This window comes from Tersicoccus solisilvae (assembly GCF_014643255.1).
GTDB classification, from domain to species: domain Bacteria; phylum Actinomycetota; class Actinomycetes; order Actinomycetales; family Micrococcaceae; genus Tersicoccus; species Tersicoccus solisilvae.
Map to the genome: position 1 here is coordinate 169,924 of NZ_BMJI01000004.1, position 24,744 is coordinate 194,667.

General features: G+C 73.8%; 23 protein-coding genes. 9 read left to right on the top strand and 14 right to left on the bottom strand.

The genetic code is table 11. The features are described 5' to 3' along the window. Positions 1–133: 133 nt before the first annotated feature. Complete coding sequence (locus tag IEX22_RS06030; protein WP_188667394.1) at positions 134–1,579, top strand: PucR family transcriptional regulator; 1,446 nt, start codon at positions 134–136, stop codon at positions 1,577–1,579. 97 nt (positions 1,580–1,676) lie between these two features. Here IEX22_RS06030 and IEX22_RS06035 read toward each other — a convergent pair whose 3' ends face one another. The 3 genes from IEX22_RS06035 to IEX22_RS06045 all read right to left on the bottom strand — a co-directional run bounded on the left by IEX22_RS06035 (position 1,677) and on the right by IEX22_RS06045 (position 3,894). Further along, the gene (locus IEX22_RS06035) at positions 1,677–3,218 is read right to left on the bottom strand and encodes an FAD-dependent oxidoreductase (RefSeq protein WP_188667396.1); all 1,542 of its coding nucleotides are present in this window, start codon (positions 3,216–3,218) and stop codon (positions 1,677–1,679) included. A gap of 86 nt (positions 3,219–3,304) precedes the next feature. Further along, positions 3,305–3,754: a VOC family protein gene (locus IEX22_RS06040; protein WP_188667398.1), complete on the bottom strand. Its 450-nt coding sequence runs from the start codon at positions 3,752–3,754 to the stop codon at positions 3,305–3,307. Beyond that, positions 3,751–3,894 carry a hypothetical protein gene (locus IEX22_RS06045; RefSeq protein WP_188667400.1) on the bottom strand — a complete coding sequence of 48 codons (144 nt, stop codon included), beginning with the start codon at positions 3,892–3,894 and terminating at the stop codon, positions 3,751–3,753. Before IEX22_RS06045 ends, IEX22_RS06040 begins: the two co-directional genes overlap by 4 nt. Before the next feature lie 96 nt (positions 3,895–3,990). Here IEX22_RS06045 and IEX22_RS06050 point away from each other — a divergent pair, with 96 nt between their 5' ends. After that, a complete protein-coding gene (locus IEX22_RS06050) occupies positions 3,991–4,626 on the top strand; it encodes a trimeric intracellular cation channel family protein (RefSeq protein WP_438816598.1) in 636 nt (211 codons plus the stop codon). Between the two features lie 10 nt (positions 4,627–4,636). Here the strand turns inward: IEX22_RS06050 and IEX22_RS06055 are convergent, their stop codons facing one another. The 3 genes from IEX22_RS06055 to IEX22_RS06065 all read right to left on the bottom strand — a co-directional run bounded on the left by IEX22_RS06055 (position 4,637) and on the right by IEX22_RS06065 (position 7,763). After that, positions 4,637–5,644, bottom strand: coding sequence for a polyprenyl synthetase family protein (locus IEX22_RS06055; RefSeq protein WP_188667454.1), 1,008 nt, complete (start codon positions 5,642–5,644; stop codon positions 4,637–4,639). A 77-nt stretch (positions 5,645–5,721) separates the two neighbouring features. Next, positions 5,722–7,041: a geranylgeranyl reductase family protein gene (locus IEX22_RS06060; RefSeq protein WP_188667402.1), complete on the bottom strand. Its 1,320-nt coding sequence runs from the start codon at positions 7,039–7,041 to the stop codon at positions 5,722–5,724. Further along, positions 7,038–7,763, bottom strand: coding sequence for a demethylmenaquinone methyltransferase (locus tag IEX22_RS06065; RefSeq protein WP_188667403.1), 726 nt, complete (start codon positions 7,761–7,763; stop codon positions 7,038–7,040). The genes IEX22_RS06060 and IEX22_RS06065 overlap by 4 nt, the downstream gene beginning before the upstream one ends. A gap of 119 nt (positions 7,764–7,882) precedes the next feature. Here IEX22_RS06065 and IEX22_RS06070 point away from each other — a divergent pair, with 119 nt between their 5' ends. The 4 genes from IEX22_RS06070 (at position 7,883) to IEX22_RS06085 (ending at position 12,166) form a co-directional block, all read left to right on the top strand. Further along, the gene (locus IEX22_RS06070) at positions 7,883–9,283 is read left to right on the top strand and encodes an isochorismate synthase (protein WP_188667405.1); all 1,401 of its coding nucleotides are present in this window, start codon (positions 7,883–7,885) and stop codon (positions 9,281–9,283) included. A 122-nt stretch (positions 9,284–9,405) separates the two neighbouring features. Next, on the top strand, positions 9,406–10,329 hold the full coding sequence (locus IEX22_RS06075) for an ABC transporter substrate-binding protein (protein WP_229659801.1): 924 nt from the start codon (positions 9,406–9,408) through the stop codon (positions 10,327–10,329). An 80-nt stretch (positions 10,330–10,409) separates the two neighbouring features. Then, positions 10,410–11,363, top strand: a complete 954-nt coding sequence (locus tag IEX22_RS06080) for an amino acid ABC transporter permease (protein WP_188667455.1) — start codon at positions 10,410–10,412, stop codon at positions 11,361–11,363. Beyond that, the gene (locus IEX22_RS06085) at positions 11,360–12,166 is read left to right on the top strand and encodes an amino acid ABC transporter ATP-binding protein (RefSeq protein ID WP_306464427.1); all 807 of its coding nucleotides are present in this window, start codon (positions 11,360–11,362) and stop codon (positions 12,164–12,166) included. The genes IEX22_RS06080 and IEX22_RS06085 overlap by 4 nt, the downstream gene beginning before the upstream one ends. A 158-nt stretch (positions 12,167–12,324) precedes the next feature. On the opposite strand, the gene menD is transcribed toward IEX22_RS06085, so the two are convergent. The 3 genes from menD to IEX22_RS06100 form a co-directional block, all read right to left on the bottom strand. Then, complete coding sequence (menD, locus tag IEX22_RS06090) at positions 12,325–14,091, bottom strand: 2-succinyl-5-enolpyruvyl-6-hydroxy-3-cyclohexene-1-carboxylic-acid synthase (RefSeq protein ID WP_229659802.1); 1,767 nt, start codon at positions 14,089–14,091, stop codon at positions 12,325–12,327. Positions 14,092–14,210: 119 nt separating this feature from the next. Further along, positions 14,211–16,301, bottom strand: coding sequence for a PhoX family protein (locus IEX22_RS06095; protein WP_188667409.1), 2,091 nt, complete (start codon positions 16,299–16,301; stop codon positions 14,211–14,213). 152 nt (positions 16,302–16,453) lie between these two features. Then, positions 16,454–17,542, bottom strand: coding sequence for an o-succinylbenzoate synthase (locus tag IEX22_RS06100; protein ID WP_188667411.1), 1,089 nt, complete (start codon positions 17,540–17,542; stop codon positions 16,454–16,456). A 77-nt stretch (positions 17,543–17,619) separates the two neighbouring features. On the opposite strand from IEX22_RS06100, the gene IEX22_RS06105 reads away from it, so the two are divergent. Further along, positions 17,620–18,543 (top strand): phosphatase PAP2 family protein, encoded by a 924-nt coding sequence (locus IEX22_RS06105; protein ID WP_188667413.1) that lies wholly within the window; start codon positions 17,620–17,622, stop codon positions 18,541–18,543. Further along, positions 18,540–19,310 (top strand): amidohydrolase family protein, encoded by a 771-nt coding sequence (locus tag IEX22_RS06110; protein ID WP_188667414.1) that lies wholly within the window; start codon positions 18,540–18,542, stop codon positions 19,308–19,310. Before IEX22_RS06105 ends, IEX22_RS06110 begins: the two co-directional genes overlap by 4 nt. On the opposite strand, the gene IEX22_RS06115 is transcribed toward IEX22_RS06110, so the two are convergent. From IEX22_RS06115 to IEX22_RS06125, 3 genes are all read right to left on the bottom strand, one after another. Next, the gene (locus IEX22_RS06115) at positions 19,291–20,550 is read right to left on the bottom strand and encodes an MFS transporter (RefSeq protein WP_438816599.1); all 1,260 of its coding nucleotides are present in this window, start codon (positions 20,548–20,550) and stop codon (positions 19,291–19,293) included. The two genes, IEX22_RS06110 and IEX22_RS06115, sit on opposite strands and share 20 nt — an antisense overlap. A 36-nt stretch (positions 20,551–20,586) precedes the next feature. After that, positions 20,587–21,276 carry an SDR family oxidoreductase gene (locus IEX22_RS06120; protein ID WP_188667419.1) on the bottom strand — a complete coding sequence of 230 codons (690 nt, stop codon included), beginning with the start codon at positions 21,274–21,276 and terminating at the stop codon, positions 20,587–20,589. 87 nt (positions 21,277–21,363) lie between these two features. After that, entirely contained in the window at positions 21,364–21,900 is a 537-nt protein-coding gene (locus IEX22_RS06125; RefSeq protein WP_188667421.1) for an AMIN-like domain-containing (lipo)protein, read from the bottom strand. A gap of 186 nt (positions 21,901–22,086) precedes the next feature. Between IEX22_RS06125 and gluQRS the strand changes: the two genes are divergently transcribed. Next, positions 22,087–22,989: a tRNA glutamyl-Q(34) synthetase GluQRS gene (gene gluQRS / locus IEX22_RS06130; protein ID WP_188667423.1), complete on the top strand. Its 903-nt coding sequence runs from the start codon at positions 22,087–22,089 to the stop codon at positions 22,987–22,989. Here the strand turns inward: gluQRS and IEX22_RS06135 are convergent. Together IEX22_RS06135 and IEX22_RS06140 are read right to left on the bottom strand one after the other, a co-directional pair. After that, a complete protein-coding gene (locus tag IEX22_RS06135; protein WP_229659815.1) occupies positions 22,961–24,112 on the bottom strand; it encodes a glycerate kinase in 1,152 nt (383 codons plus the stop codon). The two genes, gluQRS and IEX22_RS06135, sit on opposite strands and share 29 nt — an antisense overlap. 29 nt (positions 24,113–24,141) lie before the next feature. Further along, on the bottom strand, positions 24,142–24,744 hold a 603-nt coding region (locus IEX22_RS06140), incomplete at its 5' end, for a TetR/AcrR family transcriptional regulator (RefSeq protein ID WP_188667427.1).

Genomic DNA, 24,744 nt, shown 5'->3' on the forward strand with positions numbered 1-24,744 from the left:
GTCCGTCCTCTCGGGTGACGTCGGATCTCGGCTGTCAGCGTAGCCGCCGGCGACCCGGCGGCTCCATGGCCAGTCGCACAGTGACGAACGGTTCCGGTGGGTCATCCGACAGAGCACCCGGTAGCGTGGATCCATGCCGATCACCGTGCGCGACCTGCTCGCCGATCCCACGCTCGGGCTGCGCGCCGTGACCGACGGCGAGCGGATGGACGAGCCCATCTCGTGGACCGCCTCGACGGAACTGGAGGACCCCTCGCCGTTCCTCTCGGGCGCGGAGGTGGTGCTCACCGTGGGGCTGCGGCAGCGCACGGCCGCCGCGCAGCGCCGGTTCGTGTCGCGGCTCGCCGCCGCGGGCGTCGTGGGGCTCGGTTTCGGCATCGGCCTGGGGCACGAGGCGGTGCCCGCCGCGACCCGCGCCGAGGCGGAGCGTACCGGCCTGGCCGTCTTCGAGGTGCCGTACGCGGTGCCGTTCCTGGCGATCACGCGACGGGTGGCGCAGGCCCACGCGGACGAGGCGTCCGCCCGGCTCGAAGGACTGCTGCGCGAACACCAGGTGCTCGCCCACACCCTGCTCTCCGGCCGCGGCCTGCCCGGCCTGCTCGGCGCGCTGGCACAGATGCTCGGCACCGACGTGGCGCTGACTCAGTACGGGTCGGTCCTGCACACCGCGCCCGGCTCCCGGCTGCCCGACGAGCCCTGGACCCGGGTCGCGATCTCCACCGGCAGCGCCGACGCCGCGACCCTGGCCGTGCGGGAGCTGCCCACCGATGCCGACATCCTCGCGTATGCGCAGAGCCTGGTCAGTCTGGAGCTGAGCAGCCAGTCCCGGCATCGCGCGTCACTGCGCCAGGTGCGCGGCCAGGTGCTGGGCGACATCGTGCGCGGTGCGGTCACCGGGGCGGAGGCGGCCACCCGGATCGAGTCCCTCGGCCTGCAGCCGCGCCGCCGGCACCGGATGCTCGCGCTCAGCCTGACGACCGAGCGGGGACACGGGCGCGAGCGGGTGCTCGCGGCGCTGCCGCTGCCGGGCCCGGCCGCGGACCTCGTCACCGCGGTGCTGCAGGAGACGCTGCTGATCATCGTTCCGGACACCGGCCCGGCCGCCGGCCGGGAGATCGCCGAGGCCGTCGCCGCGCACGTGGAGGCCGCGGGACTGACCGGCAGCATCGGCATCGGCGGCGCGTACCCGCACCCCGAGGGGCTGCGGTGGAGCTGGTTCGAGGCCCGGCAGGCCCTGGCCCGCGGCGGCCGGATCAACGACGTCGAGAAGCTGAGCCTGACCGGGTTGCTGCTGGCGAGCGAGGATGTGCCCCTCGCGGCGATGAGCGACGAGGTGCTCGCGCCGGTGCGGGCGAGTGACGCGGAGCACGGCACGGACCTGATGGCCACGCTCGCCCGGTACCTCGACCTCAACGGCTCCGCGGCCGCGGTGGCGGCGGACCTGGCCCTGCACCGGAACACGGTGCGCTACCGGCTCGCGCAGATCGAGACCCTCACCGGCCTGAACCCCGGCGTCACGGCCGACCGGGTGCAGCTGTGGCTGGCGCTGACGGTCTCCCGGGTCCGCGACGGCGGGTGAGGCACGGTGCCGCCATACCCCGCCGAGTGTGCGGACAGCGCACCGATTCGGCAGCCACGACGACGCCTTCCGCACACTCGGCGCGAGGGAGAGACGCTCAGGCGCCGGTGAGGTCCCGGATCGCCCGGCTGATGTCGACCATGTCGCCGCGCGGCACCACCTTGACGCGTTCCCGCTCGACCGGGCCGGACGCCGTGGCCGTCGCCCCGAGTTCGCGCTCGTGCGCGTCCAGGGCGTGCCAGCCCTCCCAGGTCGTGTACTCGACGCCGCGGCCGTCCAGCAGCTCGACGACGGCGGACTCCTCGGGGTGCTCGGGCGTGGCCAGTCCGTCCCGGTCCGCCAGCAGCATGCCGATGGTCTCCAGGGCGTCGCCCTTGGTGTGGCCGATCAGCCCGACGGGGCCGCGCTTGATCCACCCGGTGGCGTAGACGCCCGGAACAGGGTTGCCGTCCGCGTCGAGCACGTGGCCGCCGTCGTTGGGCAGCACGCCGCGGCGGTGGTCGAAGTCGAGGTCCGGCAGCGCCGAGCCGAAGTAGCCGATGGCCCGGTAGACGGCCTGGACGGGGTACTCCACCATCTCGCCGGTGCCGCGGACGCCGCCGGTGCCGTCGAGCTCGGTCCGCTCGAACCGCATCGCCGCGACGTGGCCCGGGGTGTCCGCCGAGTCGAGGATCTCCACCGGGTTGTGCAGGAAGTGCAGGTGCAGGCGGCGCTTGCCGGTCAGCGCCGACAGATCGTCCGGCTGGGCCGCGATCCAGTTGGTCAGCGTGCCCATCATCGTCTTGGTCTGGTTGTTCGTCTGCATCTGCCGCTCGGACTCCTCGTCGAACTCGAAGTCCTCGGGGTAGAGCACGATGTCGACGTCGGGCGACTGGGACAGCTCCCGCAGCTCCAGCGGGGTGAACTTGATCTGCGCGGGACCGCGACGACCGAAGATGTGCACGTCCGTGGCCGGCGAAGCCTTGAGCGCCTGGTACACGTTGTCCGGGATCTCGGTGGTCAGCAGGTCGTCGGCCTGCTTGGCGAGGATCCGCGCGACGTCGAGCGCCACGTTCCCGTTGCCGATGACGGCGATCTCCTTCGCGTCCAGCGGCCAGTCCCGGTCCACGTCGGGGTGGCCGTCGTACCAGGAGACGAAGTCGGCCGCGCCGAAGGACCCCTCGAGCTCGACGCCGGGGATGTTCAGGTCGGCGTCCTTGATCGCGCCGGTCGCGAAGATGACGGCGTCGTAGTGCGCGCGCAGCTCCGCGAGGGTGATGTCGGTGCCCACGGTGACGTTGCCGAAGAAGCGGATGTCGCCGCGGTCGAGCACCTTGTGCAGCGCGGCGATGATGCCCTTGATCCGCGGGTGGTCGGGGGCGACGCCGTAGCGGATCAGGCCGAACGGCGCCGGGTAGCGGTCGAAGAGGTCGATGCTCAGCGTCAGCGCTCCGCTCCTGGCCTCCTCCGACTTGGTCAGCAGGTCCGCGGCGTAGACGCCGGCGGGACCGGCTCCGACGACGGCGACCCGCAGGGCGCGGGGCGCGTCACCGGTGCCGGCGTCGTTCGTGGTGTCGGCGACGGCGGTCTGGTCGGCCGCGGTGCCGTTCGGGCTGTGGTCGAGCACGATCGAATCAGTCTCCTTCGAATTCCCCACCATTCTAGGTTCCTCTTCCACGCCGACCGGGGTGACGTGCGCAAGGACACACGCACCCGGGGGCACGCATGGCGGGGGGAGGGGCCGAGTCAGCCGTCGGCGTCCGGACCGCTGCCGGGCAGGAAGGACAGGACCTCCCAGAGGTGCCCGTCGAGATCGCGGAAGTAGCCGGAGTAGATGCCCCACGGCCGTTCATGGGCCACGCCGAGCACCGTGCCACCGGCGAGTTCGGCCTCGCGCAGAACGGCGTCGACGTCGTCCCGCTCCGGCACGACGTGGCCGAGGGAGATGCCGGTGCCGCCGATGGCGTCGGCGGGCACCCCCGCGTCCTTCGCCAGCTCCCCCGCGGGGTAGAGCGAGAGGATCAGTCCGCCCTCGAGGGGGAACATGGCGGTCTCGCCGCCCGGGGTCTGCGGCGTGGGCGGGTACTCGCTGCCGATGATGCCCTCCGTGGCCAGGCCGAGCCCGTCCCGGTAGAAGGTGACCGCACGCTGCAGGTCGGCCACCGCGAGGGTGACGACGTGGAGCCCGCGTTTCACCCGGCGGAGCCGTCGTCGTCGCCCTCGGCCGGCTCCTCGGCATGCTCGCGCGGCTGCGCGGGCTGCGTCTGGTCGTCGCCCTCGGCCGGGGATTCCCCGTGCGCGCGAACCTCGTCGTCGTCGGGCTGGGTGCTGGTCATCGTGACCTCCTGGAGTGCAGCTCCGTACGGGTGCGGTGCTGATCCAGCCAAGCAGAGGCGGCTGGCCCGCGCAATGGTGCGGCGCCCCCTACGCTGGTGCCCGTGGACGCCTCCGTGACGCTGCTGCTCCTGGACCTGGTGGGGGTCTACTTCTTCGCCGTGTCCGGTTCCCTGCTGGCGGCTCGGCAGCGGTTCGACCTGGTGGGCTCGCTGCTGCTCGCCTGCGTCGCCGGCCTCGGCGGCGGCGTGGTGCGGGACCTCGTGCTCGACGCCGGGCCACCGGTGGCGTTCTCCCAGCCGTTGTACCTGGTCCCCCCGGCCCTCGCCGTCGTCACGGTGTACTCCATCGAGGCGTCGGTGCAGCGCTTCAACCGGCTGCTCGTGGTGTTCGACGCCGCCGGTCTGGCCCTGTTCTGCGTCTCGGGGACGCTGATCGCGCTCGCCGCCCACCAGCACCCGGTGGCGGCGGTCCTGCTCGGGGTGACGTCGGCCGTGGGCGGGGGCATCCTGCGCGACGTGATCGCGAACGTCACGCCGACGCTCTTCGACCAGCGCGAGTTCTACGCGATCCCCGCGTTCGTGGGGGCGGCGTTGACGGTGGTCGCCCAGACCGCGGGCGCACTCGGCGGCATCATCGTGGTGCCGATCATCGCGCTGGTGTTCGCGCTGCGGGTGGCCGGCCGCCGGCTGCGGTGGAGCATCCCGCTGGCCAGCCGCCACGTCGTGGACTGAGGGCGGCGGCTCAGACCGCGCGGTCCACCACGGCTCGCGCGAACCCGATCAGCGCGTCCTTGACCGCTCCGTCCGGCAGCGGGTGCAGCGCGTCGACGGCGTCGTCGGCCCAGCGCCGTGCGACGGCCCAGGACTCCTCGGTGGCCGGGTGGTCGGCGACGGCCGCGACGGCCGCGCGCAGCGCCTCGTCGGACCCGAGATCGCCGTCGACCAGCTCCAGCACGCGGGCGGCGGACTCGTCGCCGCCGGCGGCCGCGCGCCGCAGCAGCAGGACGGGCAGGGTGGGGACGTGCTCGCGCAGGTCGGTGCCCGGGGTCTTGCCGGAGACGGCCCGCGCGCCGGTGACGTCGATGACGTCGTCGGCCAGCTGGAAGGCGACGCCGATCCGCTCCCCGTAGGCGACCATCGTCTCGACGTAGGTCTCGTCGGCGCCCGCGAAGATGGCGCCGAGCTGGCCGCTGGCCGCGACCAGGGAACCGGTCTTGTCGGCGATCACGGACAGGTAGTGGGCCACGGGATCCTCGCCGTCCGCGGGTCCGACCGTCTCGTGCAGCTGGCCCAGGCACAGCCGCTCGAAGGTGCTGGCCTGGATCGCCAGCGCCCGCCCGCCGAGGTCGGAGACGAGCCGGGACGCGCGGGCGAACAGCAGGTCGCCGGCGAGGATCGCGACGGAGTTGCCCCAGATCTGGTGCGCGGAGGGGGCACCGCGGCGGAACTGGGCCGAGTCCATCACGTCGTCGTGGTACAGGGTGGCCAGATGGGTCATCTCCACGACCACCGCGGCCTGCTCGACCTCGTCGCGGTCGGGCTCCCCCAGGTGAGCGGCGAGGATGGTCAGCAACGGGCGGATCCGCTTGCCGCCGGCGTCGAAGAGGTGCCGGCTGATCGTGTCCGCGAGCGGGTCCGCGTGCGCGATCGAGGTGCGCAGGCGCTCCTCGACGCGGCTCAGGGAGGCGACGACGGCCGGGCCGAGTTCGGCGTGATCGGCGACGAGGGAGAACGCGGAGGGCAGCACCATCCCGGCGGTGGGGAGGCGGCCCGTCCCGGCACCGCCCGTGCGGCCGGGCGACGTCGTCTCGGCGTTCGCGGTTTCGTTCACGCCTCAACCCTAGCTTTCTGCCGGATCGCCACCGGACGCCGGGCGGCACCGGCCTGGTTGCCGGCCGGCGGCGTGAGCCGTTCCAGCAGGTGGATGGCCCGGTCCTCCAGGCCACCGGGACGATCCGTGAGGTTGGCGAGCATCCGCACCACGAGGCGCAGCAGTGGGGGCGCGCTCATCCCGGTGCGCAGGGCCGCGTTCATCACCTGCGGGTGCCCGATCAGCTGGGCGAACATCGCACCGAGCCGGAAGTGCGAGCCCCACTGTCCGCGCACGACGTCGGGGTAGGCGGCCAGAGCCGCGTCGCGCCGGGCGGCGTCGGGGGCGGCGAGCGCGTCGACGATCCGCTCGGCGGCGAACCGGGCGGACTCCATGGCGTAGGAGATGCCCTCGCCGTTGAACGGGGAGACCATGCCACCGGCGTCGCCGAGCAGCAGCATGCCGGGCACCGCGTGCGGGGTCCGGTTGAAGCCCATCGGCAGGGCGGCGCCGCGGATCGGGCCCACCTGGTTCTCGGGGCGGTAGCCCCACTCCGCGGGCATCGCGGCGGTCCACTCGCGCAGCACCTGCCGGTAGTCGATCCGCCCGAACTGCTTCGACGAGTTGAGGATGCCGAGGCCCACGTTGGAGGTGCCGTCGCCGACGCCGAAGATCCAGCCGTAGCCGGGCAGCGGGCGGCCGGAGGCGTCGGGCAGCTGCAGCCAGCCCTCCATCCAGTCGTCCTCGTGCCGGGGCGACGTGTAGTAGGTGCGCACGGCCACGCCGAGCGGCCGGTCCTCGCGCCGGTCGAGCCCGACGGAGAGGGCGGTGCGCGCGGAGTTGCCGTCGGCGGCGAGCACGACGTCGGCGTCGTACGTCCGCTCCTCGCCGGTGCGCCGCCCGTCGGCGTCGAGCACGCAGACCCGGACGCCGGTCACGCGGCCGGCGTCGTCGCGCACGGCCCCGAGCACGTTGTGGCCGGTCAGCACCGTGGCGCCCGCGGCCTCGGCGTGCCGGGCGAGGGCCTCGTCGAAGCCGAGCCGGGTGCGGACCAGCCCGTAGTCCGGGAAATCGGTGAGCTCGGGCCAGGGCACCTCGACGGTGCGGCCGGCGGCGATCAGGCGGAGCCCCTTCATCCGGCGCCAGCCGGCGTCGACCTCGTGGGGCAGCCCGATGCGCTGCATCTCGCGGACGGCGCGCGGCGTGAGCCCGTCGCCGCACACCTTCTCCCGGGGGAAGTAGGTCTTCTCGAGGACGACGGTCTCGATCCCGGCCCGCGCCAGGTGCCAGGCCGCCGTGGACCCGGCCGGCCCGGCCCCGACGATGACGACGGTCACGACGTGGCGGTGCCGGCGGCCGGCTCCACCGCGGGCTTCGTCGCGCGGTGCACCGCGACGATGCCGCCGGTCAGGTTGCGGTATCGCACGTCGCTCCACCCGGTCGCGGTGAGCCAGGCGGCCAGTTCCTCCTGGTCGGGCCACGCGCGGATGGACTCGGCGAGATAGACGTAGGAGTCGGGATTGGAGGACACCGCGCGGGCGATCGGCGGGATGGCGCGCATCAGGTACTCGGTGTACAAGGTGCGGAACGGGGCGAACGTCGGTCGCGAGAACTCGGCGATCACGAGCGTTCCCCCGGGCTTCGTCACGCGCAGCATCTCGCGCAGCGCCTGCTTCGGGTCGTTGATGTTGCGCAGCCCGTAGGAGATGGTCGTCGCGTCGAACTCGTCGTCGCCGAACGGCAGGGCCATGGCGTCGGCCTGGACGAAGGTGATGTCGGGGCGGCGGCGGCGGCCGACCTCGAGCATGCCCGGCGAGAAGTCGGCGGCGACCACGTCCACCCCCGCATCGGCGTAGGGCTCGCTCGAGGTGCCGGTCCCGGCGGCGAGGTCCAGCACACGCTGGCCACGGCGGGCGCCGACGGCGTCGACGACGATCCGGCGCCAGTACCGGACCTGGCCGGCCGAGAGAACGTCGTTGACCAGGTCGTAACGGGGGGCGACGTCGTCGAACATCCGCGCGACGTCGTCGGGATGCTTCTCCAGGGACGCGCGATTCACCCGCCCATTCTGGCACGCCGGCCACGGCACCGATGCGGCGCGACCGATGATTCGCCCGGAGCGGACGGGGCGACGCGTGCGCCGGTCCCGGACGTGCGGCCGAGTAGATTGGGGGCACCATGGCCTCCGTTTCCTCGCGGGTGGGCGGGGAGTTCTCCCCGGCCGGCACCGCCCCCGACCGCGACCCCGTCGCCCCGTCGCTCTGCGCCATCACCGTTCCGCTGGATCCGGCCCGGTTGCCGGGCGGGCTGGTGGGCCTGGTCGAGACGACCCGGCGCGTGGGGCTGCCCGCGGTCTGGCTGCGGCGCGGGAACGGACTGGTCGGCATCGGCACGGCCGCGCGCTATACGGCCTCCGGGCCGGAGCGCTTCGCCCGGGCCCGGCAGTGGTGGCGGCAGATCGCCGCGTCCGCCCGGCGCGAGAACCACGTGGGTGGGCCCGGAACCGGCCCGCTCGCGTTCGGGTCCTTCGCGTTCGCCGACGACTCCGGCTTCGACTCGCGGCTGATCGTGCCCGCGCTGGTGGTCGGGGCCGCGGAGGACGGCCGGTGCTGGCTGACCCAGCAGGTGGTGGGGGACGACGCGCCCACGGCGGCGTCGGCCCACGCGGCGTTCGCGGCGCTCGCCTCCGGATCGACCGCCCCGGCGGAACCGGCCGCCTCGGCCGGGGGACGCGTACGCGACGGCTCCCTGAGCGGGGACCAGTGGATGGACGCCGTCGCCGCCGGCGTGCGCCGGATCGCCGCCGGCGAGCTGCACAAGCTCGTGCTGGCCCGGGACGTCGTCGTCGAACTCGACGCGCCGGTGGAGCCGGCCACCGTGCTCACCGACCTCGCCGAGCGGTACCGGGACTGCTGGACGTACTCGGTGGAGGGGCTCGTCGGGTCCACGCCGGAGATGCTGATCAAGGTCGAGGACAACGTGGCGCGGGCCAGGGTGCTCGCCGGAACCCTGGACCGGGCGACCGCCCCCGCCGACGATCCCGACTACGCGCAACGGGTGCTGTGGGGTTCCCGCAAGCAGCGGCAGGAGCACGAGTTCGCGATCAACTCGCTGCTGGACCGGCTCACCAGCTACACCGACACCATGACGGTCTCCAGCGAGCCGTTCGTCCTGGAGCTGCCGAACGTGTGGCACCTGGCCTCGGACGTGACCGCGGTGCTCAACGACGCCCCCTCCCCCACCGGCAAGCACCGCACTCCGGGGGCGCTCGCGCTGGCCGAGGCGCTGCACCCGACCGCGGCGGTGTGCGGGACGCCGACGGCGACCGCCGCCGCGCTGATCGGCGAGCTCGAGCACCTGGACCGGGGACCGTACGCGGGGCCGGTCGGCTGGGTGGATGCCACCGGCAACGGCGAGTGGGGCATCGCCCTGCGCGGGGCGGTGCTGGAGGGCCCGACGACGGCGCGGCTGTTCGCCGGCTGCGGCATCGTGGCGGCGTCGGACCCGGCCGCGGAGCTGCGGGAGACCTGGGCGAAGTTCCGCCCCATGCTGCAGGCCCTCGGCGTCCAGGCGCACTGAGACCGGCGCGCGAAACAACACCGACACGTGACGTGGTGCATACTCGTGGAAGCATGCGCATCGACGCCGTTCGTCACCGCACCGTTGCCTGCCCGCTGCCTGCCCGTTCACAGGAGGACGCCTTGCGCTCACGACTGCTCGCTTCTGCCCTCGCCCTCACGGTCCTGACGACCGTGGCCGGCTGCGCCAACAGCGACACCCCCGCCGCTCCGGCCACGAACGCCTCCGGCGGGTCGGTGGCCAGCTTCGACCCGACGACCATCGCGAAGGACGACGCGCTCGCCGCGCAGGTCCCCGCCGCGCTGAAGTCGAAGGGCACCCTGACCATCGGCTCGGACACCTCCTACGCCCCGGCCGAGTTCCTCAAGGACGACAACCAGACGGCGCAGGGCTACGACATCGACTTCGCCAAGGCCATCGGCGCGAAGCTCGGCCTGAAGGTGACCGTCCAGACCGCCAAGTTCCCGTCGATCCTCCCGGGGCTGGGCACCAAGTACGACCTCGGCATCTCCTCCTTCACGATCAACCCCGAGCGGCTCAAGGCCGTGAACATGGTGTCCTACTTCAAGGCCGGCACCCAGTGGGCGGTCAAGAAGGGCAACCCGAAGGGCATCTCCCTCGACGACATCTGCGGCAAGACCGTGGGCGTGCAGACGGGCACCGTGCAGGAGGAGCCGGACCTCTCCGACCGCAGCGCCAAGTGCAAGGCCGACGGCAAGGACGCGATCTCCATCGTGTCGCTGGAGAACCAGACCGACGTCACCACCCGGCTGGTCAACGGCAGCATCGACGCGATGGCCGCCGACTCGCCGATCATCAACTACGCGCTGACCCAGACCAACGACCAGCTGGAGAAGCTCGGCGACGTGTACGACGCCGCGCCGCAGGCCATCACGGTCAAGAAGTCCGACACCGCGACGGCCCAGCTCGTGCAGAAGACCATGCAGAGCCTCATCGACGACGGCAGCTACCAGAAGATCCTCGAGTCCTGGAACAACGCCGACGGCGCCGTCACGACCTCAGAGCTGAACCCGGCGCAGTCGTGAGCGAGGGTGCCCCAGCACAGCGGTCCGGCGCGAGGGCCGCGTCCGCGTCGTCCGTCGGCGGTTCCGGCGACCGGCCGGAACTGATCCGCGCCGTCCCCGTCCGCCACCCGTGGCGGTGGGTGGGCGCCGCCGTCGTCCTCCTGTGCGTGGCTCTGCTGGCGCAGAGCCTCGTGACGAATCAGAACTACCGCTGGGACGTCGTCGCCAAGTACCTCCTGGACGTGCGCGTCATCCAGGGCGTCGGCTGGACGCTGCTGCTGACCGTGCTGTCCATGGCCATCGCGATCGTCCTCGCGATCACGCTGGCGCTGATGCGGCAGTCGGACAACCCACTGTTCCGCTACGTCAGCTGGGTGTGGGTGTGGTTCTTCCGCGGCACTCCCGTCTACACCCAGCTGGTGTTCTGGGGCCTGGTGGCGACGCTGTACCCGAAGATCGCCCTCGGCATCCCCTTCGGGCCGGAGTTCTTCTCGATCAACACGTCCGACCTGGTGGGCACCTACTTCTGGCCGGCCACGCTCGGCCTGGCGCTGAACGAGTCGGCGTACCTGGCGGAGATCTTCCGTGCCGGCCTGAAGTCCGTCGACTCCGGGCAGGAGGAGGCCGCCGAGGCGCTGGGCATGCGCAAGTCCGTGATCATGCGGCGCATCGTGCTTCCCCAGGCCATGCGGGTGATCGTGCCGCCCACCGGCAACGAGACCATCGGCATGCTCAAGACGACGTCGCTCGTGCTGGCCGTGCCGTTCTCCCTCGACCTGACCTTCACGACCAACGCCATCGCCAACCGCATCTACCTGCCGATCCCGCTGCTCATCGTGGCGGCCCTCTGGTACCTCGTGATCACGAGCATCCTCATGGTCGGCCAGTACTACATCGAGCGACACTTCGGGCGCGGTGTGGACGCCGACTCCCCGGCCCCCGTCCGGGTGCAGCCGGCGGCGCACGACACGGCCTCCGACGACGCCGCCGTCCGGTCGCGCACCGGCGAGGGCGATCTCCCCGGCAACCGCGGCGCAGGAGGCGACGGACGATGACGAGCCAGACCACCGGGACCGCTCCCACCGCGGAGCGCCGCGCCCACCCCCTGGTGCGGATCGAGGGCCTGCACAAGTTCTTCGGCGACCACCACGTGCTGCGGGGCATCGACCTGACGGTCAACCGCGGCGAGGTGTGCGTCGTCGTCGGTCCGTCCGGTTCCGGCAAGTCGACCGTGCTGCGCTGCGTGAATCAGCTCGAGACGATCAGCGCCGGCCGGATCTTCATCGGCGACGAGCTGATCGGCTATCGCGAGCACGGGGGCCGGCTGCACGACCTCACCCCGCGGCAGATCGCGGCCCAGCGCCGCGAGGTCGGCATGGTGTTCCAGCGGTTCAACCTGTTCCCGCACATGACCGCGCTGCAGAACGTCATCGAAGCGCCCGTCCAGGTCAAGGGCGTGAAGAAGGGCGACGCGGTCAAGCGGGCGCACGAGCTGCTCGACCGGGTCGGGCTGGCCGAGCGGGCCGGGCACTACCCCTCGCAGCTCTCCGGGGGCCAGCAGCAGCGCGTGGCGATCGCCCGGGCGCTGGCCATGGAGCCCGAGCTGATGCTGTTCGACGAGCCCACCTCGGCGCTCGACCCGGAGCTGGTCGGCGACGTGCTCGAGGTGATGAAGGATCTCGCCCGGTCCGGCATGACCATGATGGTCGTGACCCACGAGATGGGCTTCGCCCGCGAGGTCGGCGACACCCTCGTGTTCATGGACCAGGGCGCCGTCGTCGAGTCCGGCCACCCCCGTGAGGTGCTCGGCAACCCGAAGAACCCGCGCACCCAGGAGTTCCTCTCCAAGGTGCTCTGAGGCAGGCTCGCTGGCGCGACGCCCCCCGGAAACCCGTTCGGTCCGGGGGGCGTCGTGCGTTCGCGGTACGGCCGCACGCTTCCCGGACATGCCGGACGCCCTCGGGGACAGGCGTTGCCTCCGGGACGGGGACGCCGTGTCGTCTCTCGGCGGGCCGGTCAGCCGACGACGTCGGCCGCCGCGGCCGCGAACGACGCGTGCAGGTCCGCGAGCCGGGTCCGGTCGGCGACCACCTCGATCACGCTGCGGCCGCGAATCGGCGCCGCGAGGGCGGCGTCGAGGGCCTCGAGTTCCGCGACGCGCTGGTATCGGACCCCGTAGGCGGCGGCGAGGGATGCCAGGTGGACCTGCTGCGGGGTGCCGAAGAGTCGCTCGACGGCGCTCGTCCAGCCCGGCCGCCGGGCCACCCGGCCGTGCTCGAGCAGCCCGAAGATCGCTCCCCCGGCATCGTTGAGGACGACCGCCTGCAGGTCCGGCTCGGGCTCCCCCGCCCCGAGGTACCAGCCGGTGGCGTCGTGCAGGTAGGTCACGTCCCCGAGCAGCACCCGCACCGGCCGGCCGGTGCCGAGCGCGACGCCGGACACGGTGGAGATGGTGCCGTCGATGCCGGCGACGCCGCGGTTGGCGATCACCCGCTGCGGTCCGGGTCCGGCGACCGGGGCCATCAGGTCGAGGTCGCGGATGGGGTTGGAGGACCCGGCGACGAGGATGTCGTCCGTGGCCGGCCACAGCCGCGCGGCCAGCAGGGGGCCGTTGACGCCGTGCCCGTCCCGGGCGTCGGCCGCGGCGATCTCGACGAGCCGACCGGCCAGGCGTCCGCCGGCTTCCTGCCAGTCGGCGGCCCAGCCGTCCGGGCCGGCCCCGGCGAACTCGGCCAGTTCGGCGCCGTCGGCGATCACCCGCTCGCGGCGGCGGCCCGGGTCGAACCAGGCGACCGGGGCCGGGGCGAAGAGGGCGGTCTCGACCTCTGGGCGGTTCAGCAGCGCGGCCACCGGCCGGCTGAGCGTGGGCCGGCCGAACAGCACCACCCGCTCCACCCGGTCCAGCATGTGCGGCAGCAGCAGCCGGTAGGCGGCGACGGACGTGACGCCGTGCCGCGCGTTCGAGGAGGGTTCGGCGAGCAGCGGCAGGCCCAGCCCCCCGGCGAAGAGGGCGGCCTCCGGTCCGGCACCGTCCCCGGCGACGACGACGGTGCGGTGGGTCGCCGTAGTGGCGGACGGCACCAGGGCGGACGGTCCGGTGCGGGGCGTCCCGGCAGCGTCCGTCGTGATCGTCGGAGTCGAGGCGTGCGCGGTCGATGTCGTCGCGCCGCCGACCGCCACCGGGTCCTCCGCCGGCACGAGCGGGTCCCGGAACGCGAGGTTGAGCTGGACCGGGCCCGGCGCCGCGACCGGGGCGAAGGAGAACGCCGGGTCGCTCGGCGGGAGCAGACCGTTCGCGGCCGACAGCACCCGGCCGGCGGCGTCGAGCGCGGCAGCCACGTCGTCGGCGGGCACGTCGATCGCCTCGCGCACGTGCACCCCGAACAGCCCCGCCTGCCGGGTGGTCTGATTCGCGCCCGTGCCGCGCAGTTCCTCGGGACGGTCGGCGCTGAGCACGAGCAGCGGCACGGCGCTGTGGTTCGCCTCCATCACCGCGGGCATCAGGTTCCCGACGGCGGTGCCGCTGGTGGTCACCACGGCCGCCGGGACGCCGGTGCCACGCGCCAGCCCGAGGGCCGTGAAGCCGGCGGACCGTTCGTCGATCCGCACGTGCAGCCGCAGCCGGCCGTGCGGGACGGCGGGCGAGTCGACCGGCGTCGCGACCTCGGCCAGCGCGTACGCCAGCGGGGCGCTGCGCGAACCCGGGCAGATCACGACGTCGCGCACCCCGCCGTCGATCAGCAGGCGCACCACCGCGCGGGCCACCGTCATCGCATCAGTCACCGCTCCATCATGCCGCGACGGCCGGCCGCACCGTGACGACCCGTCAGCGTCCGCACCCGGAACGACCCGGCAGCGCAGGTAGGCGCGCCGGGTCGTCCGGGGTTCGGCTGGAGGGGGGGTCAGCGGCGGTACACCTGCACCACCGACGGGCGCGGAGCGGCCACCTGGCCGCGGCGCGGCGTCGTGCCCGGGCGGACGTAGTCCGGGAAGAAGGAGTGCTGATCCGCGAAGGAACCCTCCTCGCCCGGGTGCTGCACGGCGACGTAGACCATGCCCTCCCGGTCGTGGATCACGGGACCGCAGGTCTCCGCCTCGGTCGGCACCGACAGGAACTGCTGCACGCGGCCGCGCTCCCGGCCCCCGAGGGCCACCTTGAACAGCCCGTCGTTGTAGCCGATGGTCGACGGGGCCCCGTCGGTGGAGATCCACAGGTTGCCGCCGGAGTCGAACGCCACGTTGTCGGGGCAGGAGATCGGGGACACCTTGTCCTTCGGGAACCCGGCGAAGTACGTCTGCGTCGTCGGATCCGCGGGGTCGCCGCAGACGAGCAGCAGGTTCCAGGTGAACGTGGTGGCGTCGGCCCGGTTCCTGCTCTCGGAGATCTCGACGATGTGCCCGTCCTTGTTCGCGTTCCGCGGGTTGGCCTCGTCCGGGCCGGCCTTGCCCGCCTTGCCCCGGTCCGTGTTGTTGGTGCACGCGACGTACACCCGGCCGGTCAGGGGGTTGGGCTGGACGTCCTCGCAGCGGTCCATCTTGGTCGCGCCGACCTTGTCGGCGGCCAGCCGTGTGTGCACGAGCACCTCATCGACGCTCATGCCGTCGACCATGGACCTCCCGTGGAGCACGAGCGGCAGCCACATGCCGGTGCCGTCGAACTGGCCGTCCGCCGGCAGCGTCCCGCTGCCGTCGATCTGCGGCGCGGGGCTGTCCCCCCGGAACTTCGCGACGAACAGGTCGCCGTCGGAGAGCAGCCCCAGGTTCTCGGCCCGGTTCCGGGAGATCGTCCGGCGCGAGACGAACTTGTACAGGTAGTCGAACCGCTCGTCGTCGCCCATGTAGGCCACGACGCGACCCCGGTCGTCGACCCGCACGTTGGCGCCCTCGTGCTTGAAGCGGCCCATCGCGGTGTGCTTGACCGGCCGGGACCCCGGGTTCTGGGGGTCGATCTCCACGATCCAGCCGAAGTGGTTCGACGCGTTCTCGTAGCCGGGGTTGCGGGTGTCCCACCGCTTCTCGTCGGCCTCCCAGCCGTACGTGCTCGGCTTGTCCGCCAGCCCGTACCGCTTGTCCTCGGTCGAGGTGCCCGGCGTGCGGAAGTAGCCGTTGAAGTTCTCCTCGCCGGAGAGCACCGTGCCCCACGGCGTGGTGCCGCCCGAGCAGTTGCCGATGGTGCCGCGGGTCGTGCGGCCGTCGCGGTGCTCGACGGTGCGCAGCAACGCGGAGCCCGCGGCGGGACCGTCGAACGCGAAGGTCGTGTCCGCGTCGATGCGCCGGTTGCGACGGCCACCCACCGTGTAGGTCCACGGTTGGCCCTTCCGGCGGCGCCGCAGCTCCACGACCGACATCCCGTGGGCGGCGCGGGCGATCGCCCGGTTGCGGGCCTGCTGCGCCGGGTCCGTGGTGGCCGGGAACATGATGCCCGGGTTCACGTACTCCTGGTTGCACACGAGGATGCCGGTCCGGCCGCTGCCCTGGTCGACGATGATGTCGGTGTAGTCGTTGTTGTAGCCGAACTGCCGCTTCTGCGCGGCCGGGGTCTGGCGCTGCAGGTCGAAGGCCGGGGCGTCGGCGAACAGCGGATCGCCCCAGCGGATGATCGGGGACCACGTGTAGCCGGCGGGGACCGTGAACGCGTCGACGGTCTTGTCGACCGGGGTGATCGTGGCGAACGGCAGCCGGCTGCCGGCGCCCTGGCCGGGACCGTAGCCGTGGCCCGCGGGCACGGCCGCGGGGGCGGGTGCCGCTGCCGCCGGCGCCGCTGCGGACCCCGCGGCGACGAGGACGGCGCCGGCCGCGCCGAGGCCGAGCACGTTGCGGCGGCTCAGCGCGGCGGCGGCGACGTCGCGGAAGTACTCGTTGTCCGTGGTGTTGCAGGTCTCCCCCAGGCAGGCGTTCCCGCACTTGAAGTGACAGGTCACGGGGCTGCGCTTGCCCCGGGTGTGCCCGTACATGGGCAGGAGCGACAGCGGTGTGCGCGTGGTCTCGGTCATCGTGATCCCTCGTCGGCTCGTGCGAAAGTGATGCCCCCGGGCGGCAACGCTGCCAGCGCACGGCCAGCACGGCCCCACGGACAGGTGACGGCCGGGTGAACACGGGGTGGCCGGTGGGAACCGGCCACGCGGACGGTCCGGCAGGGCCGTGCTCAGCCGCGGGCGGCGAGCACGGCGTGCACCCGGGTGAGCCGGTCCCGCCACCACCGCTCGCGCTCCGGGCCGGCCGCGAGCGCCTCCAACCGCTCCGGGTCGGGTTCCACGTCACGGACGTCCAGGTACCCGTCGACCGGGCGGAGCGGGTCGGTGACGACGTCGTCGGCCATCAGCGCGACCGTGCCGAGGCCGCAGGCGAAGGGCAGGTCGGGCAGGGCGGCGGCCAGGGCGACGCCGCCGCGGATGCCGACGCTGGTGTCCAGGGCGCTGGAGACGACGGCCGGCAGCCCCGCGGCGGCGACGACGGCGAGCGCGCGCCGGACGCCGCCCAGCGGGGCGGCCTTCACCACGATGAGGTCGCCGGCCCCGGCGCGGGCGACCCGCAGCGGGTCGTCGGCCCGGCGCACGCTCTCGTCCGCGGCGATCGGTGTGCCGACCCCGCGGGACCGCAGCGCCTCCCGCAGCCGGGCGAGACCGTCGATGCCGGCCACGGGCTGCTCCGCGTACTGCAGCCCGACCGGGCCCAACGCGGTCAGCGCCTCGACCGCCGCGGCGTGCGTCCAGCCCGCGTTGGCGTCGACCCGCAGGGCGGCCTCCGGCAGCGCGCGACGCACGGCGGCGACCCGGGCGACGTCGTCCTCGAGCCCCTGGCCTCGCTCGGCGACCTTGATCTTCACGGTGCCGACGTGACCGAACCCGGCGAGCACGTCGGGCACCCGATCGGCGGCGACGGCCGGGACGGTGGCGTTGACCGCCACCCGGTCCCGCAGCGGCGCCGGGTACCCGGTCCAGGCGGCCTCGATGCCCGCGGCGAGCCACGCGGCGGCCTCGGCGTCGTCGTACTCGGGGAACGGACCGAACTCGCCCCAGCCGGCCGGGCCGCGCAGCAGCAGGACCTCCCGGTTCTCGGTGGCGCGGAACCGGACGCGCATCGGCACGCTGACCACCCGGGCCGCGTCCTGCAGCACCGCCAGCGGCGGCAGGAGGGCGGGCCCGACGGGCGGCACGGCGGCGCCCGTCGGACCGGGCGCAGCGTCCGGTCCGACGGGCCCGGCGGGACGGCCCGGGGGCAGCGCATCGCTCATCCGTTCAGCGTATCCACCGGCAACCCCCATCCGGGAGCGCGGGCGCCGGTGGCGGCACGGATGGAAGAATGGCTCCGATGAGTCTGTCCGAACTGACCCGCAACCGCGCCCGCACCGGTGGCCGGCGGCCCTCCGCCACTCCGACCCTGCCGGTGGCCGCCCTGTGGACCGGGGCGGTCGTGTGCGCGGTCGCCGTCTTCGCCGTGTACGCCTTCTTCGTCCGCACCGTCCTCGGGCAGCAGCTCGACGAGGCCGCCCTGACCAGCGCCCAGCGCCTGCACACCGCGGACGCCCCCGCGGCCGTGTGGCTGCAGACGCTGCCGTGGTTCCTCATCACCGGCGTGCTGATCGCGCTGGCGGTGCTGATCGCGGCGGTACGACGACGCTGGGCCGTGCTGATCGCGATCGTCGTGACCGTGGCCGGCGCGGTGCTGAGCACGCAGCTGCTCAAGTACGCCGTGTTCGAGCGTCCCGACCTCGGGCTGGACACCCTGACCCTGAACTCCCTGCCGTCCGGCCACACGACGGCGGCGGGCGCCGCCGCCGCGGCGCTGCTGCTCGCGGTGCCCCGGGAGTGGCGCCCGGTGTTCGGCGTCGCCGGTGCCGCGTTCACCGCCCTCGTCGCCGGGTCCACCCTGGTCAGCTACTGGCACCGGCCCGCGGACGTCGTCTCCGCCGTGGCGGTCGTGGGCGCCTGGACCCTCGCGGCGACCGCCCTGACCGACCCCCGCACCGCTCGACGTCGGCGGCGGGGTGGAGCGGGGAGCGCCGTTCGCGAACGCGCCGTCGCCCATCAGGCCCGGATCGCCGGACTCGTCCTGCTCGGCGTCGCCACCGTCGCCCTCTGCGTGTCCGGGCTGCTGTATACGGGCGTGATCCCGGACGCGATCGCCGGGACCGGCGGCAACCTGTGGGCCGGGCTGTTGTTCGAGACGGCCGCGGCGTCCGCGGTCTTCGCCGGGCTCACCCTGGCGCTCGGCCGCCGCTCCGTGCTCGAGTGAGCCGCCTCTTCGACGCGCACCTGCACGTCGTCGACCCCGCGTTCCCGCTGATCGCCAACGACGGCTATCTGCCGGGCCCCTTCCCCGTCACGGCCTACCGGCGGCGGGTCGCCGGACTCGACGTGCGCGGTGGTGCCGTCGTCTCCGGCTCCTTCCAGGGATTCGACCAGACCTACCTGATCGACGCCCTCGCCCGACTGGGCCCCGGCTTCGTCGGGGTCACCCAGCTTCCGGAGACGGTGACCGACGCCGAGATCATCCGCCTCGACGCCGCCGGGGTGCGGGCCGTGCGCTTCAACGTCCGCCGCGGTGGGTCGGCCGCCCTCACGGCCCTGGAGCCGCTCGCGCGTCGGGTGCACGACGTGGCCGGCTGGCACGCCGAGCTCTACCTCGACGCCCGCGCCCTGCCCGACCTGCTGCCGGTGCTGCGGCGCCTGCCGGCGGTCGGCATCGATCACCTCGGGCTGCACCGCGACGGTCTGCCGCACCTGCTGGCCGCCGTCGAGCACGGCGCCCGCGTCAAGGCCACCGGGTTCGGCCGGGTGGACCTGGACCCGGCGAAGGCGATCGCGGCGATCCTGTCCGTCGACCCCACGGCCCTGATGGCCGGGACCGACCTGCCCTCCACCCGGGCCCGCCGCCCGTTCGTCGACACGGACCTCGACCTCATCGACCGCGCCGTGGGCGAGGAGCACCGGCGAGCCGTCCGGTGGGACAACGCGGCGGCGTTCTACCGGCTCGCCGACGTCACGCCCGGATCGGCCTGACCCGCGGCAGGAAGAGCACGAACAGGGCGGCGGCGATCAGCCCCAGGGCACCGGTCGCGGCCACCCCGGAGGCGAGCGAGACCGCATCGGTCACGGCGGAGAGCACGAGCGGGCCGGCCGTCGCTCCCGCGTCGGCCATGAATCGCCACACGCCGAGGAACTGCACGCGCCCGTCGGGCGGAGAGTAGTCGGCGCCCAGGGTCATCACCAGCCCCGACCCGATGCCGTTGCCGAATCCCAGCAGCACCGCGACCAGCAGGAAGGGCCCGGTCGCCGTCGTGAGCGGGCAGAGCAGCAGGGCCACGCCCATGATGAGCATGCTGGGCGCCGCCACCGCGAGCCGGCCTCGGGTGTCCATCACCTTCCCGGCCGGGTAGAAGACGAGCATGTCGACGGCCCCGGAGATTCCGTAGACCAGCGAGGTGGCGGACGGGTCCAGGCCCAGGCCCTCCGCCCAGAGCGGGATGACGACCTGCCGGGCCTGGCGCACCGCGGCGACGAAGACCACGGCCACCCCGACCGTCGCGTAGATCCGCCGGTGGCTGCGCAGCACGGACCTGATCGTCACCGGGCGACGCTCCGGCTGCTCGGCGCGGGGGCCGGCCGCGGCCGTTCCGCCCGCCGTCTCGTCCGTCGTGATCACCGGCAGGGAGCGGGTGGGCAGCGGTGGGTCCGGCATGGACAGGGCGATGGCGCCGGCGATGACGAGCGCGACGACGCCGACGACGTAGGCACCGCCCAGGCCGGTCAGGTGCATGACCGCGGCTCCCACGAACGGACCGATGAACAGGCCGATCCGCATCGAGCCGCCGAGGCTGGAGAGGGCGCGGGCCCGGTATCGCGGCTCGACCATGACGGTCAGGTACAGCTGCCGGGCGAGATTGAACACCGCGGCCGAGGACCCGATGAGGAAGACGGCGACGGCCAGTACGGCGAGATTCGGGGCGAGCAGCGCCAGCAGCATGCCGATCGCGCACAGGGCGGCGGCGGCGACGATCGCCCATCGCTCCCCGATCCGCGCCGTCACGATCGACGCAGGGATGTTGCTCAGCAGTGACCCGATGCCGATCAGCGTGACGATCAGCGCCGCGACCGCGACGGAGCCGCCGAGGTCCCGGGCGGTGAGCGGGACGACGGGCAGGATGGCGCCCTCGCCGACGGCGAAGAGCACCGACGGGCCGAACACGGGAACGACGAAGCGGCGCAGGGAGAAGTCGTCGCGGCCGGCCATCGTCCTCACTGTACGCGCGCGGGATCGGGGTCCGCCCGGTCGGGCCTACCGGGTCATCGGGCGGACGCTGAGCGACTCGACCTGCGCCTCCGGGGTCGCGGTGAGGGCGAAGACGACGGCACGGGCCACGGACTGCGGGGTGAGGTAGGCGTCGGTCCGGTACGCCTCGCCCTGGTGCTCGACGATCTGGCGCTGCATGTCGGTGTCCACCTTGCCCGGGTGCAGGGAGGTGACTCGGATGCCGTGCCGGCGTTCCTCCTCCCGCAGGGTGTCGGCGAAGGCGCGGAGAGCGAACTTGCTGGCGCTGTAGACACTGTTGCCGGGATTGGTGAAGAACCCGGAGCCGGAGTTGATCAGCACGACCTGACCGCGGGCACGGCGCAGGGCCGGCAGCAGCCGGCTCGTCAGGTCCGCGACGGCGACGACGTTGACCTCGAGCACCTCGCGCCAGGTCTGTCGCGTGAGCTCCTCGACGGTGCCGAGCGAGGTGATGCCCGCCGAGTGGACGAGGGCGTCCAGCCGGTCGATCCGCCCGGCGGCCGCGGCGACGTCCTGCTCCGACGTCAGGTCCGCGACGAAGGGCTCCGCCGACGGATACGCCGCGGCGGCCTCGGCCGTACGGTCGCGATCCCGGCCGCCGATCATCAGGTGGTGGGTCGCGGCGAGCTGCTCGGCGACGGCCCGGCCGATGCCGCGGGTCCCGCCGGTGATGAGCACGTGGGGTCGGTCGTCCATCCACCCAGCCTACGGGTGGCCGGACAGCGCGGATGCCGCGGCCCCCCGGCCGCGGCATCCGTCATCCCTTCCGTCGTGCGCCGTCACTCACCACCGGTGGGCGACGTCGACGACCAGCCGGCTCCTGGTCCCGTCGTTGATCACGAACGCCCGCATGGGCAGCCGCGCCCGGACACCGATCCCGACCGTCGTCTGGCCCTCGAAGCTGCCGCCCCAGGCGACCTGGCGCAGCGTCTGGTACCCGCTGACGTTCACCATCTCGGAACTGCGGTTCAGCGACGAGCTCGCGCCCGACGCGTTGATCGTGACGTCCAGGTAGGCGCCACCGCGCAGGCTCAGCGGCAGCCCGGACCCCTGCTTGAGCACCTGGTTGACGTACTGCACCCGGAAGCCCACGGTGGAGCCCTGCACATCGAACACCAGCCGGTCGTAGCAGTCGTGCTGACCGGCGCGCACGCCCGTCAGGCTGGCCGACGTCCACGGCAGCGTTCCCTTCGGCGTGGAGCCCCAGGTGATTCCGCACCAGGGCGCCGCCGTCGTCGTGGCCGCCGTCGCCGTCGACGGGACCACCAGCAACGAACCGGCCAGCGCCAGCGCGGCGATGACCGATCGCGTCCTCTTCATGACTACCTCCTCCGGCGACCCCCAACGGCCGCCGATCCCGGCGTCACACCCCGTGCATGACGCATCGGTGACTCGATCGTAGGGACGCCGGGTCGGCGCGGATAGAGGGATACTCCTGGTCCCGGATCGTGACCTCGGCATCGGGACGGCGACGTCCGTCGGGAGCGCGGTCAGTAGGGTGGGCGGGTGGATTCAGCCGGCCGGTACGCCCCCTCCCCCAGCGGCGATCTGCACGTCGGCAATCTGCGGACCGCGCTGCTCGCGTGGATGTTCGCCCGGGCGACGGGCCGGCGGTTCCGGCTGCGGGTCGAGGACCTGGACCGCGCCCGGTCGGGATCCGCGCAGCGGCAGCTGGCGGACCTCGCCGCGCTCGGGATCGCGTGGGACGGCGACGTCGTCGTCCAGTCGGACCACGCGGTGCAGTACGCCGAGGCCCTCGAGACGCTGCGCGAGCGCGGCCTCGTGTACGAGTGCTTCTGCACGCGCCGGGAGATCGCCGAGGCGGCGTCCGCCCCGCACGCGGCGCCGGGCGCCTACCCCGGGACCTGCCGGAACCTCGACGACGCCGAGCGGGCGCAGCGGCGGGCGAGCGGTCGGCCCCCGGCCCTGCGGCTGCGTGCCGGCGTCGACGCCTTCACCGTCCACGACGTGCTGGCCGGGGACTGGACCGGGCTCGTCGACGACCTCGTGCTCGTCCGCAACGACGGGACGGTGGCCTACAACTTCGCGGTGGTGCTCGACGACGGGGAGATGGGCATCGACCAGGTGGTCCGCGGCGACGACCTGCTCGCGTCCTCGCCCCGGCAGGCGTACCTCGCGACCGTCCTGGGCCTGACGCCGCCGACGTACGTCCACGTGCCCCTGGTGCTCGGCCCGACCGGCGACCGGCTGGCCAAACGCGACGGTGCGGTGACGCTGCGGGAGCTGGTCGCGGCGGGCCATTCCGCCGCGGACGTCCTCGGCCTGATCGCCGACTCGCTCGGCCTGCCCGGCGTCCGTTCCGCGGCCGGCCTGCTCGCCGCGTTCGACCCGGCCGGCCTGCCCCGGGCGCCGTGGACCTTCAGCGCGCCGGTGACCCACCCGGCCTAGGAAGCCGGCGGAGCAGGCCCGCGGTGGCGTGGGCCGCCCACGTCGCCGCGTCGGCCAGCGCCCGGTCGGGGGTCGGGGCGACGTCGACGAGCGATGCGGCCGACCGGATGCCGGCGGCGGCCAGGTCGGGTCCGGGCACGGTCACGCGGCCGGCCACCGCGACGACGGGAACACCGAGACCCGCCGCCAGGGCGGCGGCCGCGACGGGCGCCTTGCCCGCGAGCGACTGAGCGTCCAGGGAGCCCTCGCCCACGATGAGCAGGTCCGCGCCGGCGAGCCGGCCGCGCAGGTCGACCAGGTCGGCGACGAGGTCGAAGCCGCTCTCCAGGCGGGCCGGCGTCAGCGCGAGGAACCCGGCGGGGAAGCCGCCCGCGGCGCCCGCGCCCGGGACGCGGAACGGCCGCACTCCGGGGGCGCCGTCCAGCAGCTCCGCCCAGTGCCGCAGGGCGGCGTCGAGCTCACGCCGGGTGGCCGCGTCCGCGCCCTTCTGGCCGGCGAAGACGTGGGCCGCCCCCTCCGGTCCGGTCAGGGGATTCCGGACGTCGACCGCCAGCCGCAGCCGCACGCCTGCCAGTCGCGTGTCCAGTCCGGTGACGTCGAGCCGCTCGGCCGTGAGCAGGCCCGCCCCGCCGAGCGGGACCGGGGCGCCGTCGGGGGCGAGCACGGACAGGCCGAGCGCGCGGAGGGCACCGGAACCGCCGTCCGTCATGGCGGAGCCCCCGAGCCCGACGACGACGTCCGCGGCGCCGGCGTCGAGGGCGGCCGCGATGAGTTCCCCCACCCCACCGCTGTGGGCGGCCCGGGCGGTGGCCGGGGTCGGCTCGACGTGGGCGAGCCCGCTGGCCTCGGCGGACTCGATCACTGCGGTGCCCGACGCACCGGCACTGCCGGGCACCAGTGCCCACCGTGCGGTCACCGGCTCGCCCAGCGGGCCGTGGACCTCGGTGCGCCGCTCCTGGGCGCCGGCCGCCAGCGCCGCCTCGACCGTCCCCTCCCCGCCGTCGGCCAGCGGGACCAGCGCGATCCGCGCCCCCGGCCAGACCTCCCGCACGCCGTCGGCGATCGCCTCGGCGGCCTGCACCGCGGTGAGCGTGCCCTTGAACTTGTCCGGGGCCACGACCACGCGCGGCAAGCCGTCGGGCTCGGGACCGGTCACGTCAGCGGGCCGGTGAGGTAGCGCTGGAGGTTGGGCGCGATCAGGGCGACCACCTGCTCGTGTCGCATCGAGGCGATCGGCTCGAGCTTGATCACGTACCGCGTGAGGAGCAGCCCGGCGATCTGGCTCGCGACCAGGGACGCCCGCAGCGCCCGCTCGTCGTCGTCGCCGGGCAGATGCTCCACGATCGGGGTGAGCGCCCGCCGCTGGATGAACTGGCGCAACAGCGACACGCCCCAGTCGCGGTGCAGACCGGAGCGGAACAGGCCGACGGCGGCGGCACCGGCCGGAGAGTCCCACACCGGCAGCAGGGTGGACAGCAGGCGGGCGGCAAGACCGTCGGCGACCTCCGGCCGTACCGACCGGACGTACTGCGCGGGGTCGAAGGGCGCCTCGACGGAGGCGATGAAGAGCGGCTCCTTGCCGCCGAAGTGGTGATTGATCATGGCGGGATCGACCCCGGCCTCGGCGGCGATGGCGCGCACCGTGGCACCGTCGAACCCGTCGGCGGCGAACCGGCGGCGGGCCGCGGCGAGGATCAGCGCCCGGGTGTCGTGCCCGGCGGCGCGCCGCCCGCGCCGGGCACCCGACGCCGTCAT